At 44.6% G+C, this 23,877-nt stretch carries 21 protein-coding genes; all 21 read left to right on the top strand.

What is annotated here, in order from left to right; all coding sequences use genetic code 11:
- Positions 1 to 8 precede the first annotated feature (8 nt).
- The 21 genes from ACSQ8O_RS17095 to ACSQ8O_RS17195 all read left to right on the top strand — a co-directional run bounded on the left by ACSQ8O_RS17095 (position 9) and on the right by ACSQ8O_RS17195 (position 23,876).
- Complete coding sequence (locus ACSQ8O_RS17095) at positions 9 to 2,309, top strand: penicillin-binding transpeptidase domain-containing protein (protein WP_436242657.1); 2,301 nt, start codon at positions 9 to 11, stop codon at positions 2,307 to 2,309.
- An 86-nt stretch (positions 2,310 to 2,395) separates the two neighbouring features.
- Positions 2,396 to 4,324 carry a stage V sporulation protein D gene (locus ACSQ8O_RS17100; RefSeq protein WP_436242658.1) on the top strand — a complete coding sequence of 643 codons (1,929 nt, stop codon included), beginning with the start codon at positions 2,396 to 2,398 and terminating at the stop codon, positions 4,322 to 4,324.
- A 110-nt stretch (positions 4,325 to 4,434) separates the two neighbouring features.
- A complete protein-coding gene (locus tag ACSQ8O_RS17105) occupies positions 4,435 to 5,925 on the top strand; it encodes a UDP-N-acetylmuramoyl-L-alanyl-D-glutamate--2,6-diaminopimelate ligase (protein WP_436242659.1) in 1,491 nt (496 codons plus the stop codon).
- A complete protein-coding gene (locus ACSQ8O_RS17110; protein ID WP_436242660.1) occupies positions 5,922 to 7,304 on the top strand; it encodes a UDP-N-acetylmuramoyl-tripeptide--D-alanyl-D-alanine ligase in 1,383 nt (460 codons plus the stop codon). The genes ACSQ8O_RS17105 and ACSQ8O_RS17110 overlap by 4 nt, the downstream gene beginning before the upstream one ends.
- Before the next feature lie 83 nt (positions 7,305 to 7,387).
- Entirely contained in the window at positions 7,388 to 8,323 is a 936-nt protein-coding gene (gene mraY, locus ACSQ8O_RS17115; protein ID WP_056612703.1) for a phospho-N-acetylmuramoyl-pentapeptide-transferase, read from the top strand.
- Positions 8,324 to 8,326: 3 nt separating this feature from the next.
- Positions 8,327 to 9,721, top strand: coding sequence for a UDP-N-acetylmuramoyl-L-alanine--D-glutamate ligase (gene murD, locus ACSQ8O_RS17120; protein ID WP_436242661.1), 1,395 nt, complete (start codon positions 8,327 to 8,329; stop codon positions 9,719 to 9,721).
- 55 nt (positions 9,722 to 9,776) lie between these two features.
- Positions 9,777 to 10,874 carry a stage V sporulation protein E gene (gene spoVE / locus ACSQ8O_RS17125; RefSeq protein ID WP_056612658.1) on the top strand — a complete coding sequence of 366 codons (1,098 nt, stop codon included), beginning with the start codon at positions 9,777 to 9,779 and terminating at the stop codon, positions 10,872 to 10,874.
- A gap of 7 nt (positions 10,875 to 10,881) precedes the next feature.
- Positions 10,882 to 11,952: an undecaprenyldiphospho-muramoylpentapeptide beta-N-acetylglucosaminyltransferase gene (locus ACSQ8O_RS17130; protein WP_436242662.1), complete on the top strand. Its 1,071-nt coding sequence runs from the start codon at positions 10,882 to 10,884 to the stop codon at positions 11,950 to 11,952.
- 212 nt (positions 11,953 to 12,164) lie between these two features.
- Positions 12,165 to 13,070: a UDP-N-acetylmuramate dehydrogenase gene (murB, locus tag ACSQ8O_RS17135; protein WP_436242663.1), complete on the top strand. Its 906-nt coding sequence runs from the start codon at positions 12,165 to 12,167 to the stop codon at positions 13,068 to 13,070.
- 15 nt (positions 13,071 to 13,085) lie between these two features.
- Positions 13,086 to 14,354, top strand: a complete 1,269-nt coding sequence (gene murA, locus ACSQ8O_RS17140; protein ID WP_236287555.1) for a UDP-N-acetylglucosamine 1-carboxyvinyltransferase — start codon at positions 13,086 to 13,088, stop codon at positions 14,352 to 14,354.
- A 96-nt stretch (positions 14,355 to 14,450) separates the two neighbouring features.
- Positions 14,451 to 15,275 (top strand): cell division protein FtsQ/DivIB, encoded by an 825-nt coding sequence (locus ACSQ8O_RS17145; protein ID WP_436242664.1) that lies wholly within the window; start codon positions 14,451 to 14,453, stop codon positions 15,273 to 15,275.
- Positions 15,276 to 15,574: 299 nt separating this feature from the next.
- Positions 15,575 to 16,819: a cell division protein FtsA gene (ftsA, locus tag ACSQ8O_RS17150; protein WP_056612647.1), complete on the top strand. Its 1,245-nt coding sequence runs from the start codon at positions 15,575 to 15,577 to the stop codon at positions 16,817 to 16,819.
- 30 nt (positions 16,820 to 16,849) lie between these two features.
- Entirely contained in the window at positions 16,850 to 17,974 is a 1,125-nt protein-coding gene (ftsZ, locus tag ACSQ8O_RS17155) for a cell division protein FtsZ (protein ID WP_056612645.1), read from the top strand.
- A gap of 233 nt (positions 17,975 to 18,207) precedes the next feature.
- The gene (gene spoIIGA / locus ACSQ8O_RS17160) at positions 18,208 to 19,134 is read left to right on the top strand and encodes a sigma-E processing peptidase SpoIIGA (RefSeq protein ID WP_236287559.1); all 927 of its coding nucleotides are present in this window, start codon (positions 18,208 to 18,210) and stop codon (positions 19,132 to 19,134) included.
- A 148-nt stretch (positions 19,135 to 19,282) separates the two neighbouring features.
- Complete coding sequence (gene sigE, locus ACSQ8O_RS17165) at positions 19,283 to 20,005, top strand: RNA polymerase sporulation sigma factor SigE (RefSeq protein ID WP_056612642.1); 723 nt, start codon at positions 19,283 to 19,285, stop codon at positions 20,003 to 20,005.
- Positions 20,006 to 20,165: 160 nt separating this feature from the next.
- A complete protein-coding gene (gene sigG, locus ACSQ8O_RS17170; RefSeq protein ID WP_056612640.1) occupies positions 20,166 to 20,948 on the top strand; it encodes an RNA polymerase sporulation sigma factor SigG in 783 nt (260 codons plus the stop codon).
- Positions 20,949 to 21,090: 142 nt separating this feature from the next.
- Positions 21,091 to 21,390 carry a YlmC/YmxH family sporulation protein gene (locus tag ACSQ8O_RS17175; protein WP_056612638.1) on the top strand — a complete coding sequence of 100 codons (300 nt, stop codon included), beginning with the start codon at positions 21,091 to 21,093 and terminating at the stop codon, positions 21,388 to 21,390.
- 187 nt (positions 21,391 to 21,577) lie between these two features.
- On the top strand, positions 21,578 to 22,360 hold the full coding sequence (gene pgeF, locus ACSQ8O_RS17180) for a peptidoglycan editing factor PgeF (protein ID WP_436242665.1): 783 nt from the start codon (positions 21,578 to 21,580) through the stop codon (positions 22,358 to 22,360).
- Positions 22,361 to 22,399: 39 nt separating this feature from the next.
- Entirely contained in the window at positions 22,400 to 23,086 is a 687-nt protein-coding gene (locus tag ACSQ8O_RS17185) for a YggS family pyridoxal phosphate-dependent enzyme (protein ID WP_436242666.1), read from the top strand.
- 54 nt (positions 23,087 to 23,140) lie between these two features.
- A complete protein-coding gene (locus tag ACSQ8O_RS17190; protein WP_056612633.1) occupies positions 23,141 to 23,563 on the top strand; it encodes a cell division protein SepF in 423 nt (140 codons plus the stop codon).
- A gap of 40 nt (positions 23,564 to 23,603) precedes the next feature.
- Complete coding sequence (locus tag ACSQ8O_RS17195; RefSeq protein WP_157256863.1) at positions 23,604 to 23,876, top strand: YggT family protein; 273 nt, start codon at positions 23,604 to 23,606, stop codon at positions 23,874 to 23,876.
- Position 23,877 lies beyond the last annotated feature (1 nt).

The following is a 23,877-nucleotide window of genomic DNA, read 5'->3' on the forward strand; positions in this document are numbered from 1 at the left end:
GTACTCCTATGACAAAAAAAATTAAGCTACGTTCTTTGCTACTTGGAGGGTTTTTCACCCTTCTTTTTGTTGTCCTCATGGTCAAAGTCTATTGGATTCAAGTGGTAGAAGCATCCTGGTTGCTAGAGAAGGCTGAGAAAAGATGGGAAACGGATAAAGTGCTGGCTCCCGTACGCGGTTCGATTTTGGATCGTAATGATAAGGTGCTCGCCGTAGAAGCAACAGCTTATACAATTGCGCTAAATCCGAAAGTGATAGATGCTTTGCACATTGCTGAGGATGTGACTCAGGGGTTAGCGGATATTTTGAAAGAATCCGAAGCGTCTCGTGCAGAACTTGTAAATAAGATTCGCGAGAGGGCAACGAAAAAAAATCTCGATGGTACAGACTTCGCTGCCAATGTTGAAGTGCGTAATGAAGGTTGGAAGATTGAGAAAGAGAAAGCGGATCAAGTTCGTGTGCTCATTGCCAACCTACAAACGAAGCTCAAATTGAGCACCAGAGCGAGCGTAGGGATTTCAATTCTTGAAGATGAGAAGAGATACTATCCGGGTGAAACGTTGGCGTCCCATATTCTAGGGTATACCAACAAAGAAGGTGAAGCATCACTTGGCCTAGAGTTGAAATTAAACGACACGCTTAAGGGTATTCCAGGGATGCTAAGTTATGAAAAGGATGGTAAAGGTGTAGAACTTCCCGATGCCAAAGTCAACTTTAAACCTGCGGAAGACGGGAACAATGTAAGACTCACAATCGACAAAAACATACAGTTTTATCTAGAGAGCGCCTTGGCGAAAGTCAATGACAAGTGGCATCCCAAAAGCCTGACAGCTATCGCGGTTGATCCGAAAACGATGGAAATTCTAGGGATGGCAAACACGCCGAACTTTAATCCGAATACGTACTGGAACTATGATCCACAGAAAGATTTTAGAAATGGCGCCGTTTCTTCCAGATATGAACCTGGATCTACATTTAAGTTAGTTACCCTAGCAGGAGCGGTGGAAGAAGGATTGTTTAATCCAACAGAAACCTATCAATCGGGCTCGATTAAAGTATCAGACCGTATTCTCCATGACCATAATCTCGTCGGGTGGGGGAAAATCACCTTCTTAGAAGGTTTGAAGAGGTCTAGTAACGTTGCTTTTGTAAAGCTAGGAATTGAGAAGTTAACACAAAATAAACTACGCGATTATATTAATAAGTTTGGTTTCGATCAAAAAACGAACATCGATATGCCTGGAGAAGTATCAGGTCTAATTGACATGAAATATCCGTCTGAGTACGCAACAGCGACATATGGGCAAGGAAAAGTCGTAGTTACAGCCATCCAACAAACCGCAGCGTATGCAGCCATTGCGAATGGTGGTAAATTGATGTGGCCGCACATTGTGAAGGACATTCTTGATCCTAAAACAGGCAAAGTAATCACGGCGTATGAACCTCAAGTAATCAGACAAGTCGTGAGTCCGCAAACGGCAACGCAAGTGAGTGGCTACTTGGAACAAGTCGTCTCGGATCAAGAAATCGGAACAGGTAAACTTGCCTATATGGAGGATTATCGGATAGCAGCAAAAACAGGGACAGCGAATATCGTACTTCCTGGTGAAAAAACCTACTCTTCCGATACATGGGTAATCTCGTTTATTGGCTATGCGCCGGTAGAAGATCCACGGATTCTGATTACACTTATCGCAGATCAGCCTGATCTAGGAGGAAACTATCATTTGGGCGGTCAAGTCCTAGCGCCTGCTTTCAAAGAAATCGTGGGTGAGTCCTTGCAGTACATGGGCGTTGCCTCAAGTAAAAAGCCGAAAACGATCACCAAAGAAGCGAATCGTCTGAATGTACCGAATTTGTTAGATGTTACATCGACAAGCGCTAAAGAGACTGCCAAAGATATAGGTCTATCACTTGAAGTGTTTGGTAAAGGTGAGAAAGTAGTTGATCAGTTCCCGAAAGCTGGGACTCAAATTTTATCAACACAGCATATTTACGTTGCCATGCAACCCGTCGAGGAAATGCCGCTTCCGAATCTTGTTGGCAGATCCCTGAGAGACGCTGTTGAGACATGTTCTTTCTTCAAAATTGATTGTCAAACCTCAGGGGAAGGGTATGTATCTGAGCAATCCGCTGCAAGTGAAGGTCGTGGCGTAACGCTGCAACTTAAACCGTTAAGTGATAAATCGGATACGGCAAGCGGTTCAAACCCAGTTGCAACGCCTACAGGTTCACCGACGCCTTCACCAACGCCTAACGCCAAAACGGAGACACAACGAACGACAACGACAGCAAATAAACAGCGTTAGTGAACAGCTTGTTCTAACCCCTGTTTGTCCCGAATAGTCATGTTAGGAATGAACATGACAATAGTGGGAAGGGAGACTGAACGTTCATGCGGGCTTCTAACGTTACCGTTCGTCGCAGATTGTTTACGGCGTTAATCATTGGAACTGTCATCTTTACAGCACTTATTATCCGTCTAGCCTATGTTCAACTTTGGATCGGACAAGACCTCGCGAAGCTGGCCGAGAACAGTTGGCGAAGAGAAATTGGTTTTGCACCCAAACGAGGCGAAATTCAAGACCGTAATGGCTTGACACTTACGTATAGTATGAGTACTCCTACACTTGTGGCGATTCCTATACAAATTAAAGATGCTCATGCCACAGCCGCTAAGCTGGCAGAAGTGTTGGATGGAAATGAAGAGGACATATACAAACAAATTACCAAGAAAGAAATGCAAAACTATATAAAGCCTTCGGGCCGTAAAATTACGATAGAAAAGGCGCAGGAAGTGCGTGATTTGCAACTGCCTGGCATCATCGTAGCGGAAGATAATAAGCGCTACTATCCTTATGGTTCGCTTGCAGCGCATATCCTAGGCTTCGCAGGGATAGATAAAGGGTTAACGGGGATTGAGTCGAAATATAACTCACAACTGACAGGTATCGCAGGCAATATTGCCTATATGACAGATGCAGCTGGACGGAAATTGGCTGGTACAACAGATACCTACACAGCCCCTAAAGATGGGCTAAACGTGAAGTTGACCATCGACAGCCATCTGCAATCGGTGATGGAACGTTCGTTAGATCAAGCGATGGTGCAGTATCAAGCGCAGAATGTCATTGCCATCATGATGGATCCGAATACTGGTGAGATCCTGTCAATGGGCAGCCGACCGACATATGATCCAGGCAAATATATGGAGTCACCGGCTGAAACGTATAATCGGAATTTACCGATTTGGAAAACGTATGAGCCTGGTTCTACCTTCAAGATTATTACGCTGGCCGCAGCACTTGAAGAAAAGAAAGTGGATCTAAAGAATGAACAGTTTTATGATCCAGGCTCCATTGAAGTTGGAGGCGCTCGGTTACGGTGTTGGAAACGTGGCGGGCATGGCAGTGAAACAATGCTGCAAGTTGTTCAAAATTCCTGTAACCCAGGGTTTGTCGTGATGGGTCAGCGATTAGGCAAAGAGAAATTATTTGACTATATTTCCAGATTTGGTTTTGGAAAGAAGACAGGAATTGATCTTGGCGGTGAAGAGAATGGGATTATGTTCAAACCATCGCAAGTAGGTCCTGTGGAGTTGGCAACAACCGCTTTCGGTCAAGGGGTTTCTGTGACACCGATCCAGCAAATTACTGCGGTCTCAGCGGCGATCAATGGCGGCAAACTATTTAAGCCTTATGTTGCAAAATCCTTTTCCAATCCAGATACAGGTGAAGTTGTCGATGTTGTAGAGCCAGAGTTAGTCCGGAATGTTATCTCGGAGGATACGTCCAGACAAGTTCGTGAAGCGCTTGAGAGTGTCGTCGCGAAGGGGACAGGTCGCAATGCATTTATTGACGGCTACCGTGTTGGCGGAAAAACAGGAACAGCCCAGAAGGTTATCAATGGACGTTATTCACCTGATGAGCATATCGTGTCATTCATTGGCTTTGCGCCAGCGGATAATCCGAAGATTGTTGTCTATGCGGCTGTGGATGATCCGAAAGGCATTCAATTCGGAGGCTTGATTGCAGCGCCTTTAGTCAGAGATATTATGGCAGATGCCCTGCGTTACATGAAGGTTGAACCAGACAAAAATCAACTTGATAAAGAATATCGCTATGGTGAAATTCCAATTGTTGAAGTGCCGGACTTGGTTGGAGCGTCAGTTGATGATATATTAGAAGACCTGAACATGAATTTTAAGTTAGCCAAATCAGGGAATGGGAAGTATGTCATCTCTCAAGCACCTAAAGCAGGCTCACGTGTGGATCAGGGTTCTACGATTCGTATCTTCTTATCCAATGTGGATCCAGAGAAATAGAGATCTGGCACATCACTCAAAAAAGATTTACAAAGAAGACATGTTTAGCTTTTCTACTTGCATAAAATTGTCCATAATAGATAGATGAATCTAGGAAGAGAGGGTTGCTTATGAAACTGCAGGAGCTTGCTTCCGCACTGCTCATTACCCACATACATGGCGATAAAGACACGGAGATCACGGGAATTGAGGCAGACTCTCGTAAAATAAAACAGGGAGATTTGTTTCTTTGCATCCCTGGATTGACAGCTGATGGCCACGACTATGCCCCCAAAGCGATTATGCTTGGGGCTTCTGCGCTTGTTACGGAGAGAGTGCTGGACGTACCAGTCCCTCAACTCGTTGTAAAAGATGCCAGATATGCGATGGCGGCTCTTTCCGCCCATTTCTTCGGATATCCAAGCAAAGAGCTCAAGATTATCGGAATTACTGGGACGAACGGTAAAACAACTTCAACGTATATTTTGGAGAAAATTATCGCGGATCAAGGCTATGTAACAGGCTTAATGGGCAATATCCATATCAAAATTGGTGATGAATACATAGAAAATAAAGCAACGAATACACAGGAAGCTTTGGAACTACAACGTATTCTAAGGAAAATGGCGGATACGGGGACTGATTATTGTATCATGGAGGTCTCTTCTCATGGTCTTGATATGGGAAGAGTGAAGGGGATTCAATTCCGTTCAGGTATATTTACGAATTTGACACAGGATCATTTGGATTATCACAAAACGATGGATGGCTATGCGGCAGCGAAAGGATTGCTATTCTCTCGACTTGGTAATGGTTTCTCAGCGGATCCGAATGCTCGCCAATATGCCATCCTTAATGTTGATGATGAGGCTTCACAGACGTTTCATCGCTTGACAGCTGCACAAGTGATTACGTACGGCATTGAAAACGATTGTGATGTGCGGGCTTCTGATATTCGGATGACTTCACAGGGAACTGAGTTTCAGCTGCATTCCTTTGCAGGAGAAGCTTTCATTCGTATGCAATTGGTAGGAAAATTCAATGTGTACAATGTGCTTGGGGCGATCGCTGCTGCCTTAGCGGAAGGGATCCCTTTGGAGGCCATCCGTACTAGTTTAGAACGTATCTCAGTAGTAGAAGGTAGAATGGAAGTTGTCAACGAAGGCCAGGATTTTCTGGTGTTGGTCGACTATGCGCATACGCCGGATGGTTTAGAGAATGCCCTCTCCACAGTAAGTGAGTTTGCCGAAGGGAAAATCATTACCGTGTTTGGCTGTGGTGGGGATCGTGACAAAACGAAGCGTCCCATCATGGGGAAGGTGGCTGCGCACTATAGCGACTTTGTATTTGTGACATCTGATAATCCGCGCACGGAAGATCCAGATGCGATTTTGGAAGATATTGTACCGGGGCTCAAAGAAGTTAATTACCCAGAAAATCAGTATATCTTGCTGGCTGATCGTAAAAAAGCGATACAAAAGGCTATTGAAGAGGCAGGCCCTAAAGATGTAATATTGATAGCGGGAAAAGGCCACGAAACGTATCAGGATATCATGGGTGTCAAGCATGATTTCGACGATCGTTTGGTGGCTAAGGCTGCGATAAAGGGGAGAACACAGTGATTCAGCGTACTTTAGGTCAAATAGCAACGATGCTCCGCAGCGAGGTGTCCGGTGTTCATGGCGACATTTTGATTAAAGGAGTTTCTACGGATACACGTTCGATTCAGGCTGGCAGTCTGTTTATCCCGCTTATCGGAGAAAATTTTGATGGTCACCAATATGCGGAAGATGCTTATCAGAAAGGGGCTGCGGCCATTCTCTGGCAAGTTGACCATGGTCCTGCGCCAAGCAGTATCCCTTACATTCAAGTCGAAGATACACTTACAGCGCTTCAGGGTTTGGCCAAAGCTTACCGCCAAGAGCTCTCTGTACGAATCATCGGCATAACAGGAAGTAATGGGAAGACGACAACCAAAGATTTGGTTGCAGCTGTTCTTGGCAGTACTTATGAAGTTCATAAAACAAAGGGAAACCTGAATAACCATATCGGTTTACCACTTACACTCCTGCTTCTTGAAGAAACGACGCAATTTGCAGTCGTCGAAATGGGCATGAGCGGACGCGGCGAAATTGCTTTATTGTCTGAAATCGCAGAGCCTGAAGCCGCTATTATCACCATGATTGGTGAGTCACACATGCTTCAGCTAGGTTCTAGAGATGAAATCGCCCGTGCGAAAGCAGAGATTGTTACTGGCATGCCAATTGACAGTTTGATCATTTATAACGGGGATGAGCCGTTAATTGAACAAGCACTGGGCGAGCTGGATCTGCCAGAGGGCTTGCGGCGCATTCGTTTCGGCCAAGGCTACGATAACGATCGCTTCCCAACCGATATCCGGATGGATGCGGATGGCGCTTACTTCACCATCAATTCCCCTGGGTACGAGGAATTATTTATTCCTTTGCTTGGCACGCATAACGTCGTGAACACACTCGCGGCCATTGCCGTCGGCGAGGCCTTCGGCGTCACGCCAAGTGCGGTTGCAGCGGGGCTTCGCGCGCTGCAGATGACAAGCATGCGCATCGAGAAGCTCACGGCAGCCAGTGGGCTGACCGTGCTTAACGATGCGTACAACGCCAGCCCCGCCTCGATGCGGGCGGCAATTGCCCTGACCGAGCAGCTGAGCGGCTTCGGTCGGAAGTTCCTCGTGCTCGGAGACATGCTGGAGCTTGGCGAGAACGAAGAGCAGTTCCATCGCGGCATTGGCGCGATGTTGTCTCCGGAACGTGTAGACTACGTCTTCACGTTTGGGCGTCTCGGCCGCTTCATCGCGGAGGAAGCGGCGAAGCAGTTCCCACAGGCGCAGGTACGCGCCTACGACGATAAGGCGCAGCTCGCGGAGGAGCTCGCAGCACTCGCAAAGCGCGAGGATCTCGTGCTCGTGAAGGGTTCGCGCGGGATGCGGCTCGAGCAGGTTGTCCATAGCTTATTAGCCTAATTAGCGAAATCGATTGCATGTATGAAATAGAGTGACGGAAATGAGCAGGGGGAACCAACGTGGAAAACGCAGTATTATTAACAATGGGTGTGGCATTTGTGCTTGCGCTAATCATGGGGCCATTATGTATACCTATTTTAAGACGAATGAAATTTGGTCAGCAAATTCGTGAGGATGGCCCGCAGGGACATCTCAAAAAACAAGGTACACCAACGATGGGCGGCGTCATTATTTTACTCGCGCTCTCCTTGGCTACACTTCGTTTTGCTGATAAAAATACAGATTTACTCATTTTATTATTAGCTTCATTAGGTTATGGACTTGTTGGCTTCCTTGATGACTATATCAAAATTATTTTTAAGCGTTCATTGGGACTTACAGCAAAGCAAAAGCTTTTTGGTCAATTATTGATTTCAGCCATTGTCTGTTATTTACTCGTTATGCAAGGACACAGCACAGATATTTATGTGCCATTCGTTTCGTATCATATGAATGCGGGTTGGTTGTATTTCCCGTTAATGGCTATTTTGATGCTGGGCGCTTCGAATGCCGTTAACTTTACTGATGGCTTGGACGGCTTGTTAGCGGGGACAAGTGCAATTGCATTTGGGGCATACACGATTATTGCCATGAATAATACACAGCCTGAAGCAGCTATCTTCTCAGCAGCAATGGTTGGTGCCGTACTCGGTTTCCTAGTTTTCAATGCGCATCCTGCCAAAGTATTCATGGGTGACACTGGCTCTTTGGGTATCGGTGGTGGACTTGTGGCCGTTGCCATCTTAACGAAAGCAGAACTTCTTCTAGCTATTATTGGCGGAGTTTTCTTAATTGAAATTTTATCTGTTGTCATTCAAGTTGTTTCATTTAAAACTAGGAAGAAACGCGTATTCAAAATGAGTCCGATTCATCATCATTTTGAGTTGGTTGGATGGTCGGAGTGGCGAGTTGTAATTACTTTCTGGGTCGTAGGTTTAGTGCTTGCTGTGCTCGGATTATATATGAATGAGGTGTTGTAGAACATGAAGCATCCGCGGGATTATCGTGGACTTGAAGTGATCGTACTTGGCTTGGCTCGCAGCGGTGTCGCTGCAGCTAAGCTTTTTCATCAAAAAGGAGCTCTCGTCACTGTCAACGACAAAAAGGAACGAAGCGCGTGCCCTGAAGCCGACGAACTGGAGGCTCTGGGTATTTCTGTTGTATGTGGGTTTCATCCGGAGTCCCTCGTGCATCAAGGGGTTGCGCTAGTTGTCAAAAATCCAGGGATTCCGTATTCGGTAGACCCGATTCGAAAAGCAGAAGAACTCGGTATTGAGGTTGTGACTGAGGTTGAGGTAGCTTATCAATTTTGTGAAGCGCCAATTATTGGTATTACAGGCTCCAATGGAAAGACAACGACAACAACACTGATCGGCTTGATGCTGGAAACGGCGGGCTTAAAGCCAGTTGTTGCAGGGAACATTGGCCGTGCGTTAACAGAAGCCACACCTGAGGTGACGGCAGAGAATTGGATGGTAGTTGAATTAAGCTCTTTCCAACTCAAAGGCACAACAGCGTTCCGTCCAAACATTGGCTTATTGTTAAATGTATACGAAACACATCTGGATTATCATGGCTCCATGGACGATTATATCGCCTCTAAAGCCAAAATTTTTGAAAATCAAACAGAGTCTGACACCGCTATTTTGAATTGGGATAACGAAGTGTGTCGACGTCTCATGCCAAGTTTGAAGGCGAAACAATTTCATTTCTCACTGGAAGAAAAACTTGCATATGGTGTCTATTTAGACGCGGAGACGGACTGTCTTGTGTATGCGAACGGTCAGGGATCTGTTCAAACCATTATGCCGGCTTCTGACATGGGCATACCGGGCAACTTTAACGTTGGGAATGCGTTGGCAGCCGCTGCAGCGGCCATTACAGCTGGCGTAGCACTATCTGTGATTGCTGATGAGTTAAGAAAGTTCCAAGGCGTAGAACACCGCCTAGAGCTTGTGAGAGAACATGATGGCGTAAGCTTTTATAATAACTCTAAAGCAACGAATGCTGCCGCTACTATAGTGACCATTGAGGCTTTCAATCAACCTGTTGTCTTGATAGCTGGCGGCTTGGATCGCGGTTCGGATTATATGGAACTGCTGCCAACTTTTCGTAATTGCATCAAAGGAATTGTCACTTTAGGGCAAACCAAAGAGAAAATCAAGCATATTGCCGAATTGGCAGGGATTAGTAAGGTGCAAACCGTCGATACTGCTAAGGATGCAGCGGACGCGGTTTCACAAGCCGTTCAGCTTGCCTGGCAAATGAGTGAGCAAGGAGACATCGTGCTTCTATCACCAGCTTGTGCAAGTTGGGATATGTTTCCATCCTATGAGGACAGGGGACGCATGTTTAAGGAGTCCGTGCATAACCTTTAAGTAGGGCTTATCCACATTTTAAAGGGAGCCCACAACTGACAAAGAGGTGTCTGTAATGGGTAAAGCACGCTCCGCTCCTGACATTTGGATTATTATTCCGACCTTGCTGCTTTTGACAATCGGCGTTATTATGGTCTACAGCGCTAGTAGTGTACTTGCGTTTCGTGAGTTTGGCGATTCTTTTTATTATTTAAAAAGACAACTGATCTTCGCCGTACTAGGAATTGTAGCGATGTTCTTCACGATGAATGTGGATTATTTGGTGTGGAAACGATTTGCAAAGTTAGCCTTGTTTGTTTGCTTTGGTATGCTGGTCATTGTTTTAATTCCTGGTATCGGCGTTATTCGTGGCGGTGCCAGAAGTTGGCTTGGAATCGGAGCTTTCGGGATTCAACCTTCTGAATTTATGAAAATAGGGATGATTCTCTTTCTTTCTAAGATGCTATCCGAAAATCAGTCCAAGATTACACTGCTTACCAAAGGGTTGATGCCGCCTCTAGGTATTATGGGAATTGCATTCGGTTTGATCATGCTGCAGCCGGACTTAGGAACTGGAGTTGTATTAGTTGGTGCCTCGCTCTTAATCATTTACACGGCTGGCGCGAGATTGCTTCATCTTTCCTATCTAGGTATGATAGGAGTTGCGGGTTTTATTGGACTCGTTATTGCCGCTCCATATCGCCTTAAACGGATAACTGCCTTTCTCGACCCATGGCAAGATCCACTTGGTGCTGGTTATCAATCTATACAATCCTTATATGCGATTGGACCAGGCGGACTAGTAGGACTTGGACTCGGAATGAGCCGGCAAAAGTATAGTTACTTACCAGAGCCGCAAACTGATTTTATTTTTTCTATTATCGCTGAAGAACTTGGTTTTATTGGGGGTACGTTGGTTCTGCTGCTCTTCACCATCTTAGTATGGAGGGGGATGCGTGCGGCCATTACGGCACCAGATACATTTGCCAGCTTAATAGCAGTAGGCATTATCGGCATGATCGCCGTTCAAGTTATTATTAACATCGGCGTCGTTATTGGAATGTTTCCGGTAACTGGTATTACGCTGCCATTTATAAGTGCAGGGGGATCTTCACTGACACTCATGCTGACATCTGTCGGCATCCTGCTTAATATATCCCGCTATTCGAGGTGACAGGGGAATGAAGACAATTGTATTTACCGGAGGAGGCTCCGCAGGCCATGTGACCCCTAATTTAGCGCTGATGCATAAGCTGAAGCAGCAAGGTTGGGATGTCAAATACATAGGCTCGGCTACAGGTATTGAAAAAGAGATCATTGATCGAGAAGGGGTTCCCTTTTATCCGATTTCTTCAGGGAAATTGCGCCGATATTTTGATCTCAAAAATATAAAAGATCCATTCAAAGTGATGAAAGGTGTTTATGAATCGTATCGGTTGCTTAAACGTTTGAAACCCGCCATTGTCTTTTCGAAAGGCGGGTTCGTTTCCGTTCCTGTCGTTCTTGGGAGCCGTATGAACAATATTCCTGTTATTATCCATGAATCCGATATGACGCCAGGACTGGCGAATAAAATTTCGATCCCATTTGCAACGAAGGTATGTGTGACATTTCCTGAATCCCTTTCGCATATTAAGGGCGGAAAGTCTGTTCTTACGGGCTTGCCGATCCGTGAACATATTAGCAGTGGTAAAGCAACGCGCGCGTTTCAGCTATGTGATTTCCATTCTCAGAAGCCTGTGATATTAGTTATGGGTGGAAGCTTAGGTTCGCAGGTGCTGAATCAAGCTGTACGCTCTAACTTAGGTCGCTTACTCCAACAATTTCAAATTGTGCATCTGTGCGGCAAAGGAAATGTGTCTGTTGAGCATCTTCATACCCGTGGATATAAGCAATTTGAGTACTTGAACGAAGAGCTTCCTGATGTGCTGGCGATGACCGACCTGGTCATCTCTCGTGCAGGTGCAACGTCTATCTTTGAGTTTCTAGGTTTAGAGAAGCCCATGCTGTTAATCCCGCTATCCCGTCAAGCTAGTCGAGGGGATCAAATTTTGAATGCAGCATCTTTTCAGAAGGCAGGTTATGCCGATGTGATTCAGGAAGAAGATTTAACCACTGAGGGACTTGGTGATCATGTCGAAGCGCTTTACAAGAACCGTGAGACGTATAAAGCAGCAATGCAATCACGTAATGAAAGTGATGCCGTAGCTGCTATCGTGAAATTGATTGAATCGCATAGCAATTCGTTGTGAATTTGTTAAAGCGTATAGGCGATTGTCACACTCTAACCGATTTTACATAAACTACACTATAACCGTGACAGACACCTAAGGCTTCATAAGTGAACAAGGAACGAAGAACGGCCGACTTCGCTCAGCTCCTTATGATTGAAATGTCAGAACTTGTATGTCTTACATCTTACATTTCTACATTTCGCCCTACGTTCTGTGAAGGAGGTTTTCCCATGCAGAAGTTAATAGCCGACTTAAAGGCATCAAATATTGGCGAGATAAGAACGAATGAACGACTAGCTCCATACACCACTTGGAAAATCGGCGGTCCGGCTGATTGCTTGATTATTCCGCACTCTAAAGAGCAGGTAGCTGCATCCATCAAGTTTCTTCATGAACGTGGAGTACCGTGGACTGTAATCGGTAGGGGCTCCAACTTGCTTGTGGGAGACAAAGGGATTCGAGGCGTCGTGATTAAGCTGGGCCAGGCGCTTGAAACCCTTCGTTTTGAAGGCGCGATGGTGTATGTAGGAGGTTCCTATTCGTTCATTAAATTGTCCGTACTCGCAGCCAGAGAAGGTTTGACCGGACTGGAGTTTGCTTCAGGAATCCCCGGTACTGTGGGAGGCGCCGTCTACATGAATGCAGGGGCTCACGGGTCCGATGTGTCACGCATACTCAAGCAGGCTGAAGTCATCCTGGATACAGGGGAATTGGTCGTCATGCAGGCAGAAGATTTACAATATGCTTATCGACATTCTATTTTGCACACATTGCCTGGCATTGTAACAGAGGCTGTCTTTGAATTACAGGTTGGAGACCGCAACGAAATCGCAGGGGCTATGGCTGCTTACCGAGATCGGCGACTGCGTACCCAACCTTTGCAATTAGCTTGCGCAGGAAGTGTATTCCGCAACCCCGAAGGGGGCTTCGCAGCGAAGCTCATCGAAGAAGCAGGCCTGAAGGGCAAACGTGTCGGTGGAGCAGAGATCTCTATGCTTCACGCCAATTTCATTGTTAACACAGGAGAAGCTACAGCCGAGGACGTTCTTACTCTTATCAACGAAGTACAGCAGATCGTAGAGCAATCGTACGGTATTAAGCTAGTACCTGAGGTTTTGGTAATGGGTGAGAGGTAAATCGGAGGTGGAATTTTGGAGAAGCTCGTTATCGAAGGTGGAAGACCCCTTACGGGAGCCATCCAGATACACGGCGCTAAAAACGCCGCATTACCCATATTAGCTGCATGCTTACTTGCAAGTGGTACGCATACTCTACAGAATGTTCCTAATCTGCTCGATATCGACACCATGCTTCATATTCTTCGTTCACTTGGTTGTCGAGCCGAGCAGCAAGGAGATACAGTAACCATTACAACATCCACAGTTCATTCCTCCCACATCCCCGAAGAATTGATGGGTCAGATGCGTTCTTCCATCTTTCTCATGGGTCCGCTACTCGCTAGATTCGGCAGTGTCACCGTATATCAACCTGGTGGCTGTGCGATCGGTGAACGTAAAATTGATTTGCACCTCAAAGGTTTGCAGGCTCTTGGAGCCGAGATTGAAGAATTTTCCAATAAAATTGTCTGTACGGCCGAAACATTACAAGGTAATGAGATTTTCTTGGACTTTCCAAGCGTCGGGGCGACCGAGAATATCATGATGGCCGCCGTGAGAGCGGAAGGTACGACAACGATTTATAATGCTGCACGCGAGCCAGAGATACAGGATTTGCAAAATTTCTTGAATGCGATGGGCGCAGATATTATTGGAGCAGGAACGGATACAATCACGATTCGTGGCGTTACTACGTTGTCTCCTTGCACATATCGGATTATTCCAGATCGTATTGTTGCAGGTACCTTTCTAGTTGCTGCAGCGGCTACTAGAGGTAATATTACTTTGGAAAGAGTAAACCCTGCTCATTTAACCTCGGTTATCCATGTGCTTAAGCGTGCAGGTGTTCAAATCATCGCAGACGGTGATATAATACATGTAAGCTGCAAGGCAAGACCCAAAGCAGTTGAACGTATCGTGACGTCGCCTCATCCTTCTTTCCCAACGGATTTACAATCTCAAGTCATGGTACTTTTATCTCTAGCAGATGGACTAAGTGTGATGAAAGAAACGATATTTGAAGGTAGATTTAAGCACGTGGATGAATTGTCTCGGATGGGGGCAGATATTCGCGTAGATATGAGTTCAGCCTTTATCCGTGGTGTGCCAAGGTTGTATGGAGCCACTGTTGAAGCAACTGATTTGCGGGCTGGTGCTGCTCTTGTAATCGCCGGTCTAGCTGCGCATGGCACAACGATTGTTGAGCAAATTCATCACATCGATAGAGGTTATGATAGGATCGAACATATGCTAGTCAGACTTGGGGCTTCTGTGCGTCGACAAGCTCCGGTTCCCAGTGAGTAGTAGCTTGTGTGGCTATCGCGTATCCCTTCCTGCAAGCAGGAGGGGATTCACGATATTCACTTTCATTGTAATAAATATAATTAGGTGGTGCCCCTCTTGTCCGAAGATAACAAAGTACCAACGCTGCCTGTACCTAAGCCGCGTACACGTACGAATCGGAAGCTGCTCTCTTTTTTGATCATTTTTTTTCTAATTGTTCTAGTCATTTTGTTCTTTCAATCTTCACTAAGTCGGATCAGTCGGATTGATGTTGAGGGAAATGTGCTATTAGCCTCGGATTCAATTGGACAAGCTAGTCAAGTTGCAGTAGGAGATCGTTTTTTTGCAGTGAGCTCTAAGACGATTGGACAGCGGATCTCGAAGATGCCTATGATCAAGAGCGCTGCCGTGAAGAAGATGTTCCCGGGAGTTATTCACATTCAAGTCGAAGAATTCCCTAAAGTAGCATTCCAAATTGATCCTAACGGTAAAAAGCAAGCTGTGCTCGCAGATGGCAACGTTATTGAACTGCCAGCTAGTAGCGTTATCCCGCTCGACATGCCAATCTTAACGGGTTGGACCGATACGGATCCGAATAAAGCGGCGCTTTGTAAAATACTAGGGGAAATCCCTCAGAGTGCTTTGTCAGACGTGTCAGAGATTAAGCCGGATCCTTCGGAATCGTACCCTGACAAAATTAAGATTTATACACGCTCACAATTCGAAATCCATACAACCATTTCCTATCTGCCTGATAGAATAGATAATTTGCCTGGTTATATTGCCGGTTTAGCAGAGGATCACATTTCGAATGGCGTCATCACAATGCTCGAAGTCGAATATCACACACCATTTGCAACAAGCGGGGATTCCAAGACAGATAACAAAACGGAACCTAAGATCACCCCGAAACCTACGCCGAAAACAACACCAAAGCCATAACAACCGTAATAGTGCGGAGAAACTAACAAAAATTCGTAGCAGAGACTACTCAATCTCTGAAAAAAATGTTAAAATTAGTTTTATGGTTAAATAGGCTCTATCTGCATACTCTATTTTTTCTTGTATTTACTAGACGAAATTGTTTGCATTTTACAACATTGAAAAGAGAAGTTGAAGTTGATTTTCAAATGCAAAAAAAATGTAGAAAAAAGAGGGAATATGGCGGTTGTGTGGAATACGTATAAAAGTATTTGTGAAGATTTTGCAATTTTACCTAAGTTACAGGAGGTGCCAGGGGCTTGAGCAACAATGATATCATTGTTAGTTTAGACATCGGTACATCCAAAGTTCGAGCTATTATTGGGGAAGTTGTTAACGGAACCATTAATATAATAGGAGTGGGATCTGCCGAGTCAGAGGGTATTCGTAAAGGCGCAATCGTTGACATTGATCAAACTGTACATTCAATTCGAAGTGCCATTGATCATGCTGAACGAATGGTCGGTATACAAATTTCCGAGGTTTACGTTGGAATTTCAGGAAATCATATTTCTCTTCAATCAAGTCACGGCGTAGTTGCTGTTTCAAATGAGGACCGAGAAATCGGAGAAGAAGATATTGATCGCGTCATTCAAGCGGCAAGGGTCATCGCATTACCTCCCGAACGTGAAATAGTTGGAGTTGTACCTAAGCAATATTTGGTTGATGGGCAAGAAGGTATTAATGATCCACGCGGTATGATCGGTGTTCGTTTAGAAGTAGAAGCGACGATTATTACTGGAGCGAAAACGGGCATACATAATTTAATGCGTGTTGTGGAAAAATCCGAATTGAAGGTTGCAGGACTTATTTTAATGTCGCTCGCATCCGGTAATTTGGCACTTTCCAAAGATGAGAAGGCTGTAGGGACCGTATTAGTTGATATCGGAGCTGGCGCAACGACAATTGCTGTCTTCGACGAGGGTAATTTAGTTGCAACGTCAACGATTCAGATTGGCGGAGAATTTATCAGCAATGATATTTCGATTGGCTTACATACGCAGCTGGAAATTGCTGAGAAGATCAAATTGAAATATGGCTGTGCATCCGTAGAAGATTCCGCGCCTGATCAAGTGTTTAAAGTGACGAGAATGGGCAGCAATGTTGAAAAAGAGTTCTCTCAGGTTGATCTTGCAAATATCATTGAGCCTCGTGTCGAAGAGATTTTTCAATTAATTCGTGCCGAAGTTCATCGTTTGGGATTTGGAAATCTTGCAGGTGGTTATGTACTAACTGGTGGAACAGTTTGTATCCCAGGTATTCTGGCGATTGCACAATCCGAACTGGCTACATCTGTACGTATTGCAGTGCCTGATTTCATTGGGGTACGTGATCCTTCCTACACAAGTGGTGTTGGTATTATTCAATTCGTCTCCAAATACATGAAGAATCGTAATTCAGGCATCACCAAAAAACTGGCTGTTAAGACTACCAAAAAATCCTCCGATAGTCAAAAGCCAGGATGGGTTGATCGAGTTAAAAATTTCTTCAGTGAATTTATTTAGTGAACGTTAAGTTAGGGGGATATGGCTCATATGTTTGAATTTGATATGGATTTAGACCAATTGGCTCAAATTAAAGTCATTGGTGTTGGTGGCGGCGGTAGCAATGCAGTTAATCGCATGATTGAAAACGGTGTTAAAGGTGTAGAATTTATTACCGTAAATACGGATGCACAGGCGCTTCATTTGGCCAAGTCCGTTCATAAATTGCAAATTGGCGATAAATTGACCCGCGGTCTAGGTGCAGGTGCAAATCCTGAAGTCGGGAAGAAAGCAGCAGAAGAGTCAAGGGAGACGATTCTGAATACGCTTCGCGGCGCAGATATGGTGTTCGTAACGGCAGGTATGGGCGGCGGTACAGGTACAGGAGCTGCTCCAGTCATTGCGGAAATCGCAAAAGAAGTTGGTGCACTTACAGTTGGTGTAGTGACGCGACCGTTTACTTTCGAAGGACGTAAGCGTTCCTTACAAGCAGAGCAAGGGATTGCTGCATTGAAAGAGAAAGTAGATACACTTATTATTATCCCGAACGATCGTCTACTTGAGATTGTTGACAAAAAGACTCCGATGCTTGAAGCATTCCGCGAAGCGGATAATGTTCTTCGCCAAGGTGTTCAAGGGATCTCTGATTTGATCGCAGTACCTGGACTTATCAATTTGGACTTTGCAGATGTCAAAACGATTATGACTGAACGCGGTTCCGCCCTTATGGGGATCGGGGTAGCTACAGGTGAGAATCGTGCGGCAGAAGCGGCGAAAAAAGCGATCTCTAGTCCTTTGTTAGAAACATCCATCGAAGGCGCACGTGGTGTTTTGATGAATATCACAGGCGGTATGAACCTTAGCTTGTACGAAGTGAATGAAGCTGCTGATATCGTGGCATCCGCTTCTGACATTGAGGTAAATATGATTTTCGGTGCTGTTATCGATGAAAAGTTAAAAGATGAGATCTTAGTTACGGTTATTGCAACTGGTTTCGAGCATAAAGCGGCTCCGATTCATCAGTCTATCAAACGTCCGGTTTCACCAGGACAACCAGAGACGGCAGCACCTGACAACCGCTTAAATAATCTTAAACCATTTGGCGCACAGCCTTCTAATGATCAATTAGATATTCCGACTTTCTTACGAAATCGCGGACGCAATACTGACAAATAATTACATAATAATTGTCTAGAGACCGAAGCCCTACTTGATGTAGAAGCTTCGGTTTTTTGTTGTTCTGTAAGCTTTTCTCCTGTGGACGAGACCGCGTTAACTGACAAAAAAAGTAGCTTCCTACTAGCATGTTTAGACAGACTTTGAACTTGGAATCCAATATACTGATTTAGAACCTTAAAGTTTCGTCACGAAATTGCTAGATAGTGCCCTTCTTGGAGGTGAGGCATGGCATGGTCGTCTATGCGGATCTCATTTTCCTGTTGAACTTTCTGGTGGATGCAGCCTTACTATTGGTCACTGCAAAAACGCGGAAAATAGCGTTCAAATGGTGGAGAATTGCACTTTCTGCAGCATTAGGGGCTTCGTATGTCGTTATGATGTTTTTACCAGTTCCAACCTTGCTTTTTACATTTTCTGTGAAATGTATGTTTTGTACAGGTATGATTATGACCGCTTTTGGTTACGGTTCCTTACAAAATTTATTACGGAATATGGGAACTTTTTTGCTCATCAATTTTGCTGTTGCTGGTGGGATGTTCGGCATTCATTATGTGCTTGCCTCTTCCTCGGATGTTATGAAGGGTATCGTATTTACGCAATCTGGTGTCGCAGTATTCCAATTTCAAATCGGCAGTATCTTGTTTGTGGTCCTATTGCTGCTTCCTCTCCTCTGGTGGTTTAGAACCGTGTTTCAAAGTAGTAAGCAGCGTGAGGTTATGACGACCTATTTGGCAGAGGTCACGATTCACGTTGGGGATTTTAGTGCTACCTGCAAAGGTTTGATCGATACGGGTAACCAACTATATGATCCATTGACGCGAACACCAGTTATGGTAATGGAAGTATCGGAATGGGGAGATGTTCTGCCCGAGCTATGGCTACAAAGGATACGCTCATCCGATGTGGATCAAATCATCAGCGGCTTAGGGGTAGAGGAAGAGTTTATTTGGCAGGACCGTTTGCGACTCGTACCTTACCGTGGGGTCAACCGGAATACGCAATTCATGCTAGCGATTAAACCCGATAAGGTGGTGATTATTCATAATGAATCGCAATTGGAGGCAACGAAGGTGCTTATAGGGCTCGACGGAGGAAAGCTGTGCAGCGATGGTTCCTACCAAGCCATTATCCATCCTGCATTGATTCAGGCTGGTTAATCTTTCGAGAAGAGGGGCTAGTCCAGTTTCATGAGAGGTTCAACGGCAGTTCACGGTTCATTCTTACAAAGTCAGTTTTCCATTGGAAAACGCAGCTTAGCTTACGATGAAAGTTTTGCTATGGCAAAACTCTTAGGAGGAAACTAACATGTTCTTGAAGTGGAAACTGCTTGTTCAACTAACCTATTATCGCATTTTGATGCTGCTAGGACTTAAAGGTGAGGAAATCTATTACATAGGTGGTAGTGAAGCATTGCCACCGCCGCTAACTCGTGAAGAAGAAGAATACTTATTGGAAAAATTACCATCCGGGGATGCAGCTATTCGAGCTATGTTGATTGAACGCAACCTGAGATTGGTTGTCTATATAGCGAGAAAATTCGAAAATACGGGCATTAACATTGAGGATTTAGTTTCGATTGGAGCGATTGGTCTTATCAAAGCCGTAAATACATTTGACCCCGAGAAGAAAATTAAACTGGCAACCTACGCATCACGCTGTATCGAGAATGAAATTCTGATGTATTTGCGCAGAAATAGTAAAATTCGAACAGAAGTATCGTTTGATGAACCCTTGAATATTGATTGGGATGGTAATGAGCTTCTATTGTCCGATGTACTAGGCACAGAGAATGATACCATTTACCGTAATATCGAAGAACAAGTTGATCGGAAGCTTTTGCATAAGGCGCTTGATAAGCTTAGTGAACGTGAGCGTATTATCATGGAGCTGCGGTTCGGGTTGCAGGATGGGGAAGAAAAGACGCAGAAAGACGTTGCAGATCTGTTAGGCATTTCGCAATCTTATATCTCCAGATTGGAAAAACGGATTATTAAGCGGCTTCGCAAAGAGTTTAACAAGATGGTCTGAAATTTTTTTTTGGCAGTAAATGTCGAAATTGTTCAGGTGTCACGGGAGGGAGCGAGTCAGTACCCTTTTGTCAAGTGGCTGAGCAAGGGATATGGCAGGAATAAATCGACCGCTCACGGGGATAATTAACAGTAATGTTTCTCCTTGGGAGGTAATCACGGTGACCCGAAATAAAGTTGAGATATGTGGAGTTGACACCGCTAAACTGCCTGTGCTAACCAATGCAGAGATGCGTGAGTTGTTCACTGACCTGCAAACAAAACAAGAACGAACTGCAAGAGAGAAATTGGTCAATGGCAATTTAAGGTTGGTACTGAGTGTGATTCAACGGTTCAACAATCGTGGAGAGTATGTGGACGATCTCTTCCAAGTTGGCTGTATTGGTTTGATGAAAGCCATTGATAACTTTGATTTAAGTCAAAATGTCAAATTCTCGACCTATGCTGTACCGATGATTATAGGTGAGATACGCCGCTACTTACGAGATAATAACCCGATTCGCGTTTCTCGTTCCTTGAGAGATATTGCTTACAAAGCATTGCAAGTTAGAGACAGTCTAACGAATCAAAACTCACGCGAGCCATCTATTTATGAAATTTCTGAAGCCTTGAATGTACCCAAAGAAGATGTCGTGTTCGCGCTTGATGCTATTCAAGATCCAGTATCCTTATTTGAGCCCATTTATCATGATGGAGGCGATCCGATCTATGTGATGGATCAAATAAGCGATGAGCGCAATAAAGACATGTCATGGATCGAGGGTATCGCATTGCGCGAAGCGATGCATAAGTTGAATGCTAGAGAGAAGATGATCCTATCTATGCGCTTCTTTGAAGGGAAGACCCAGATGGAAGTGGCAGATGAGATTGGCATTTCTCAAGCACAAGTTTCAAGGTTAGAGAAATCGGCTATTTGTCAGATGCAGAAACATGTGAAATCCTAAGTGCAATTAACAAAGACTGGAACGGCCTTGGTAGACAAGCCGTGAAGGTCTTTTTTTGTTTGACAGGACATTTTGCCCATAAGACACATATACTAATAAAAAATCAGTACAAATTCTAATGAGATATGTGGTGATAGGCCTCATGAAAATATCTGATTTCCAGACGAAGGACGTAATTAATATTGTGGACGGCAAAAAGCTTGGTCAAATCAGTGATTTGGAGCTTGACCTGCGCCAAGGACGAATCGAATCCATTGTTGTTCCGAATCAGAGTCGTTTTTTTGGATTGTTTGGAACAGGAACCGATGTTATCATTCCTTGGAAGCATATCGTAAAAATTGGTGCTGACGTTGTGCTCGTGAAGCTAGAAGACGTACGGCCATATCGACAAACGGACGACACTGAAGTGGTATATGAGTTTAATCGTCAATTTAAAAATTGACGTTGGACACACGGGGACGCTGTATCAGCACTATAGCAGCTGATCAGACATCGTGTGTCTTTTTATTTTGTGCTAAAGTAGAGATAAACAAAAAGGGCTGGAGGGATTTACATTGGAACCATTTGTCATACAACCATCCTTACATTCAAAAGAGGATCATCCGGTCCTTTTACCTATAGCTTCGTGGATGTCATTATTCCCTGAGATTACTGCTGGCTTCAGCTCTCGTTTAGGTGGAGTGAGTCAGGCCCCCTTTTCAACATTAAATCTCGGCTTACACGTGAATGATAACCAGGACGATGTTGTTCGTAATCGAGAGCGCGTTGCAGACGCAGTAGGGCAGCCATTTACATCTTATACATACGCGGAGCAGGTACATGGGAAAGACATTGCTATCGTCAGTCTGAACGAGCAGGGCATGGGGCGTAATAGCAGAGAAACAGCTCTTCAAGCGAAGGATGGATTTATATCAAAGGAGAAAGGCATCGTACTCTGTGCGCAATTTGCGGATTGTGTACCGCTATTTTTCTATGATCCCGTTCAACGTGTAGTAGGTCTTGCTCATGCAGGTTGGAAAGGTACTGTGTTAAACATTTCCATGGCTACAATATCCTTAATGACACATACTTTTGGTAGTCAGCCATCTGATATCCGAGCAGCAATAGGACCCTCAATTGGTGCCTGTTGCTATGAGGTTGATCAGATGGTAGCATCGCGCGTTAGGTTGGTTTTTGAGGAAGTACAGATATTGCCTAAGGAACAAGAAGCTATTATCACCGATAAAGGCAACGGGAAGTACATGTTGAATTTGCAATTATTAAATCAAAAATTGATCGAGCAAGCAGGAATTTTGTCGTCCCATATCGAAGTAACTCAGTTATGTACGAGTTGTCGAACTGATCTCTTCTTTTCGCATCGAAAGGAAGGGGGTTCCACAGGGCGAATGATCGCTTGGATCGGTCTTCGTTGAAAGGAACGGGCAACGTGTTTGAATTGAGGTGTAGAGAGAATGAGCGTATTAGAACGCAAACTAGAGGTTGAAGCTCGGATAGCAACTGTATGTCGGGAGTCAGGTCGTCAAGAAAATGACATTAAGATCATCGCAGTAACCAAATATGTATCTTTAGAAACGACAGAACAAGTATTGAACATCGGTCTACAACATATTGGAGAAAATCGTTGGCAAGATGTAAAACCGAAGTGGGAAGCTCTGCATGAGCGTGGTACATGGCATTTTCTAGGGCATTTGCAGACGAATAAGGTGAAGGATGTCATTGGCAAATTTGCTTATATTCATTCACTTGATCGGATGTCGCTTGCGAAAGAGTTGGACAAGCAAGCAGCTGGTTTGGGAATAGAAGTCAATTGTTTCTTGCAAGTGAACATTTCAGGTGAAGAAACGAAATATGGCGTATCGCCTCATGAATTCTTCCAATTTGCTGAGGAAGTAAGCAAGCTTGCTCATATTCGCGTATGCGGATTGATGACGATGGCTCCTTATGAGTTAGAATCTGAAGAAACGAGACCTGTTTTTCGAGGATTACGTGAACTTCGGGATCAATTGAATGAACGCAGGTTGTTCCCTTATGAAGTGAAAGAGCTCTCTATGGGGATGTCAGGTGACTTCGACGTGGCCATTCAAGAAGGTGCAACTTGGGTTCGTTTGGGTACTGTATTAGTAGGCAAAGAGGGCTAAAGGGCATTAGGAATTTGATTCCGATTGGGATGATTTCGATAGGAGGGAAGCGCTATGGGTGTATATAACCGATTTATGAACTTTCTGGGACTTCAGGAAGAGGAAGAAATTGTAGAGCGTGAACGGATTGTAGAAGCAACAGAAGAACCTGAAACCAATCCATACGAATTACGTAATAAAAATAAGGCGAATGTCGTCAGTATTCATTCACAGAAGAATTCACGCGTTGTCCTTAGTGAACCCCGCACTTATGAGGAAACACAGGACATTGCAGATCATCTACGTGCTCGTAGAGCGGTTGTCGTTAATTTGCAACGAGTTCGCGGCGATCAAGCGATCCGAATTGTAGATTTCTTGAGTGGTACGGTTTACGCATTGAATGGGTCTATCTCTAAGCTAGGACCGAATATTTTTCTCTGTACACCAGACTCAGTAGATATTCATGGTCATATCTCTGAGATGATGGGCGAGGAATAGACGCATATCCCCAAACACATAGACAGAGGTGGGAAACAACGTGGATAACGTTTACTCTTTTTTAAGCGTTTTGACAGAAATTTATTATTTCATGATTATTGGTTACTTGATCTTATCTTGGTTTCCAAACGCTCGTGGTAGTTTTGTCGGTGGACTGCTCTCGAAGCTGGTTGAACCGTATCTGGCTCCATTCCGCAAAATCATACCAAGCATCGGTTTCATTGACCTCTCGCCAATCGTGGCGTTGATTGCATTGAAATTCGTCGTCATGGGTATCTTTGCTGTTCTTGATTTCATCGTGGGGATTTTCTAGT

Origin of the sequence: Paenibacillus sp. LjRoot56 (genome assembly GCF_964253335.1) — a bacterium.
Lineage (GTDB): Bacteria > Bacillota > Bacilli > Paenibacillales > NBRC-103111 > Paenibacillus_E > Paenibacillus_E allorhizoplanae.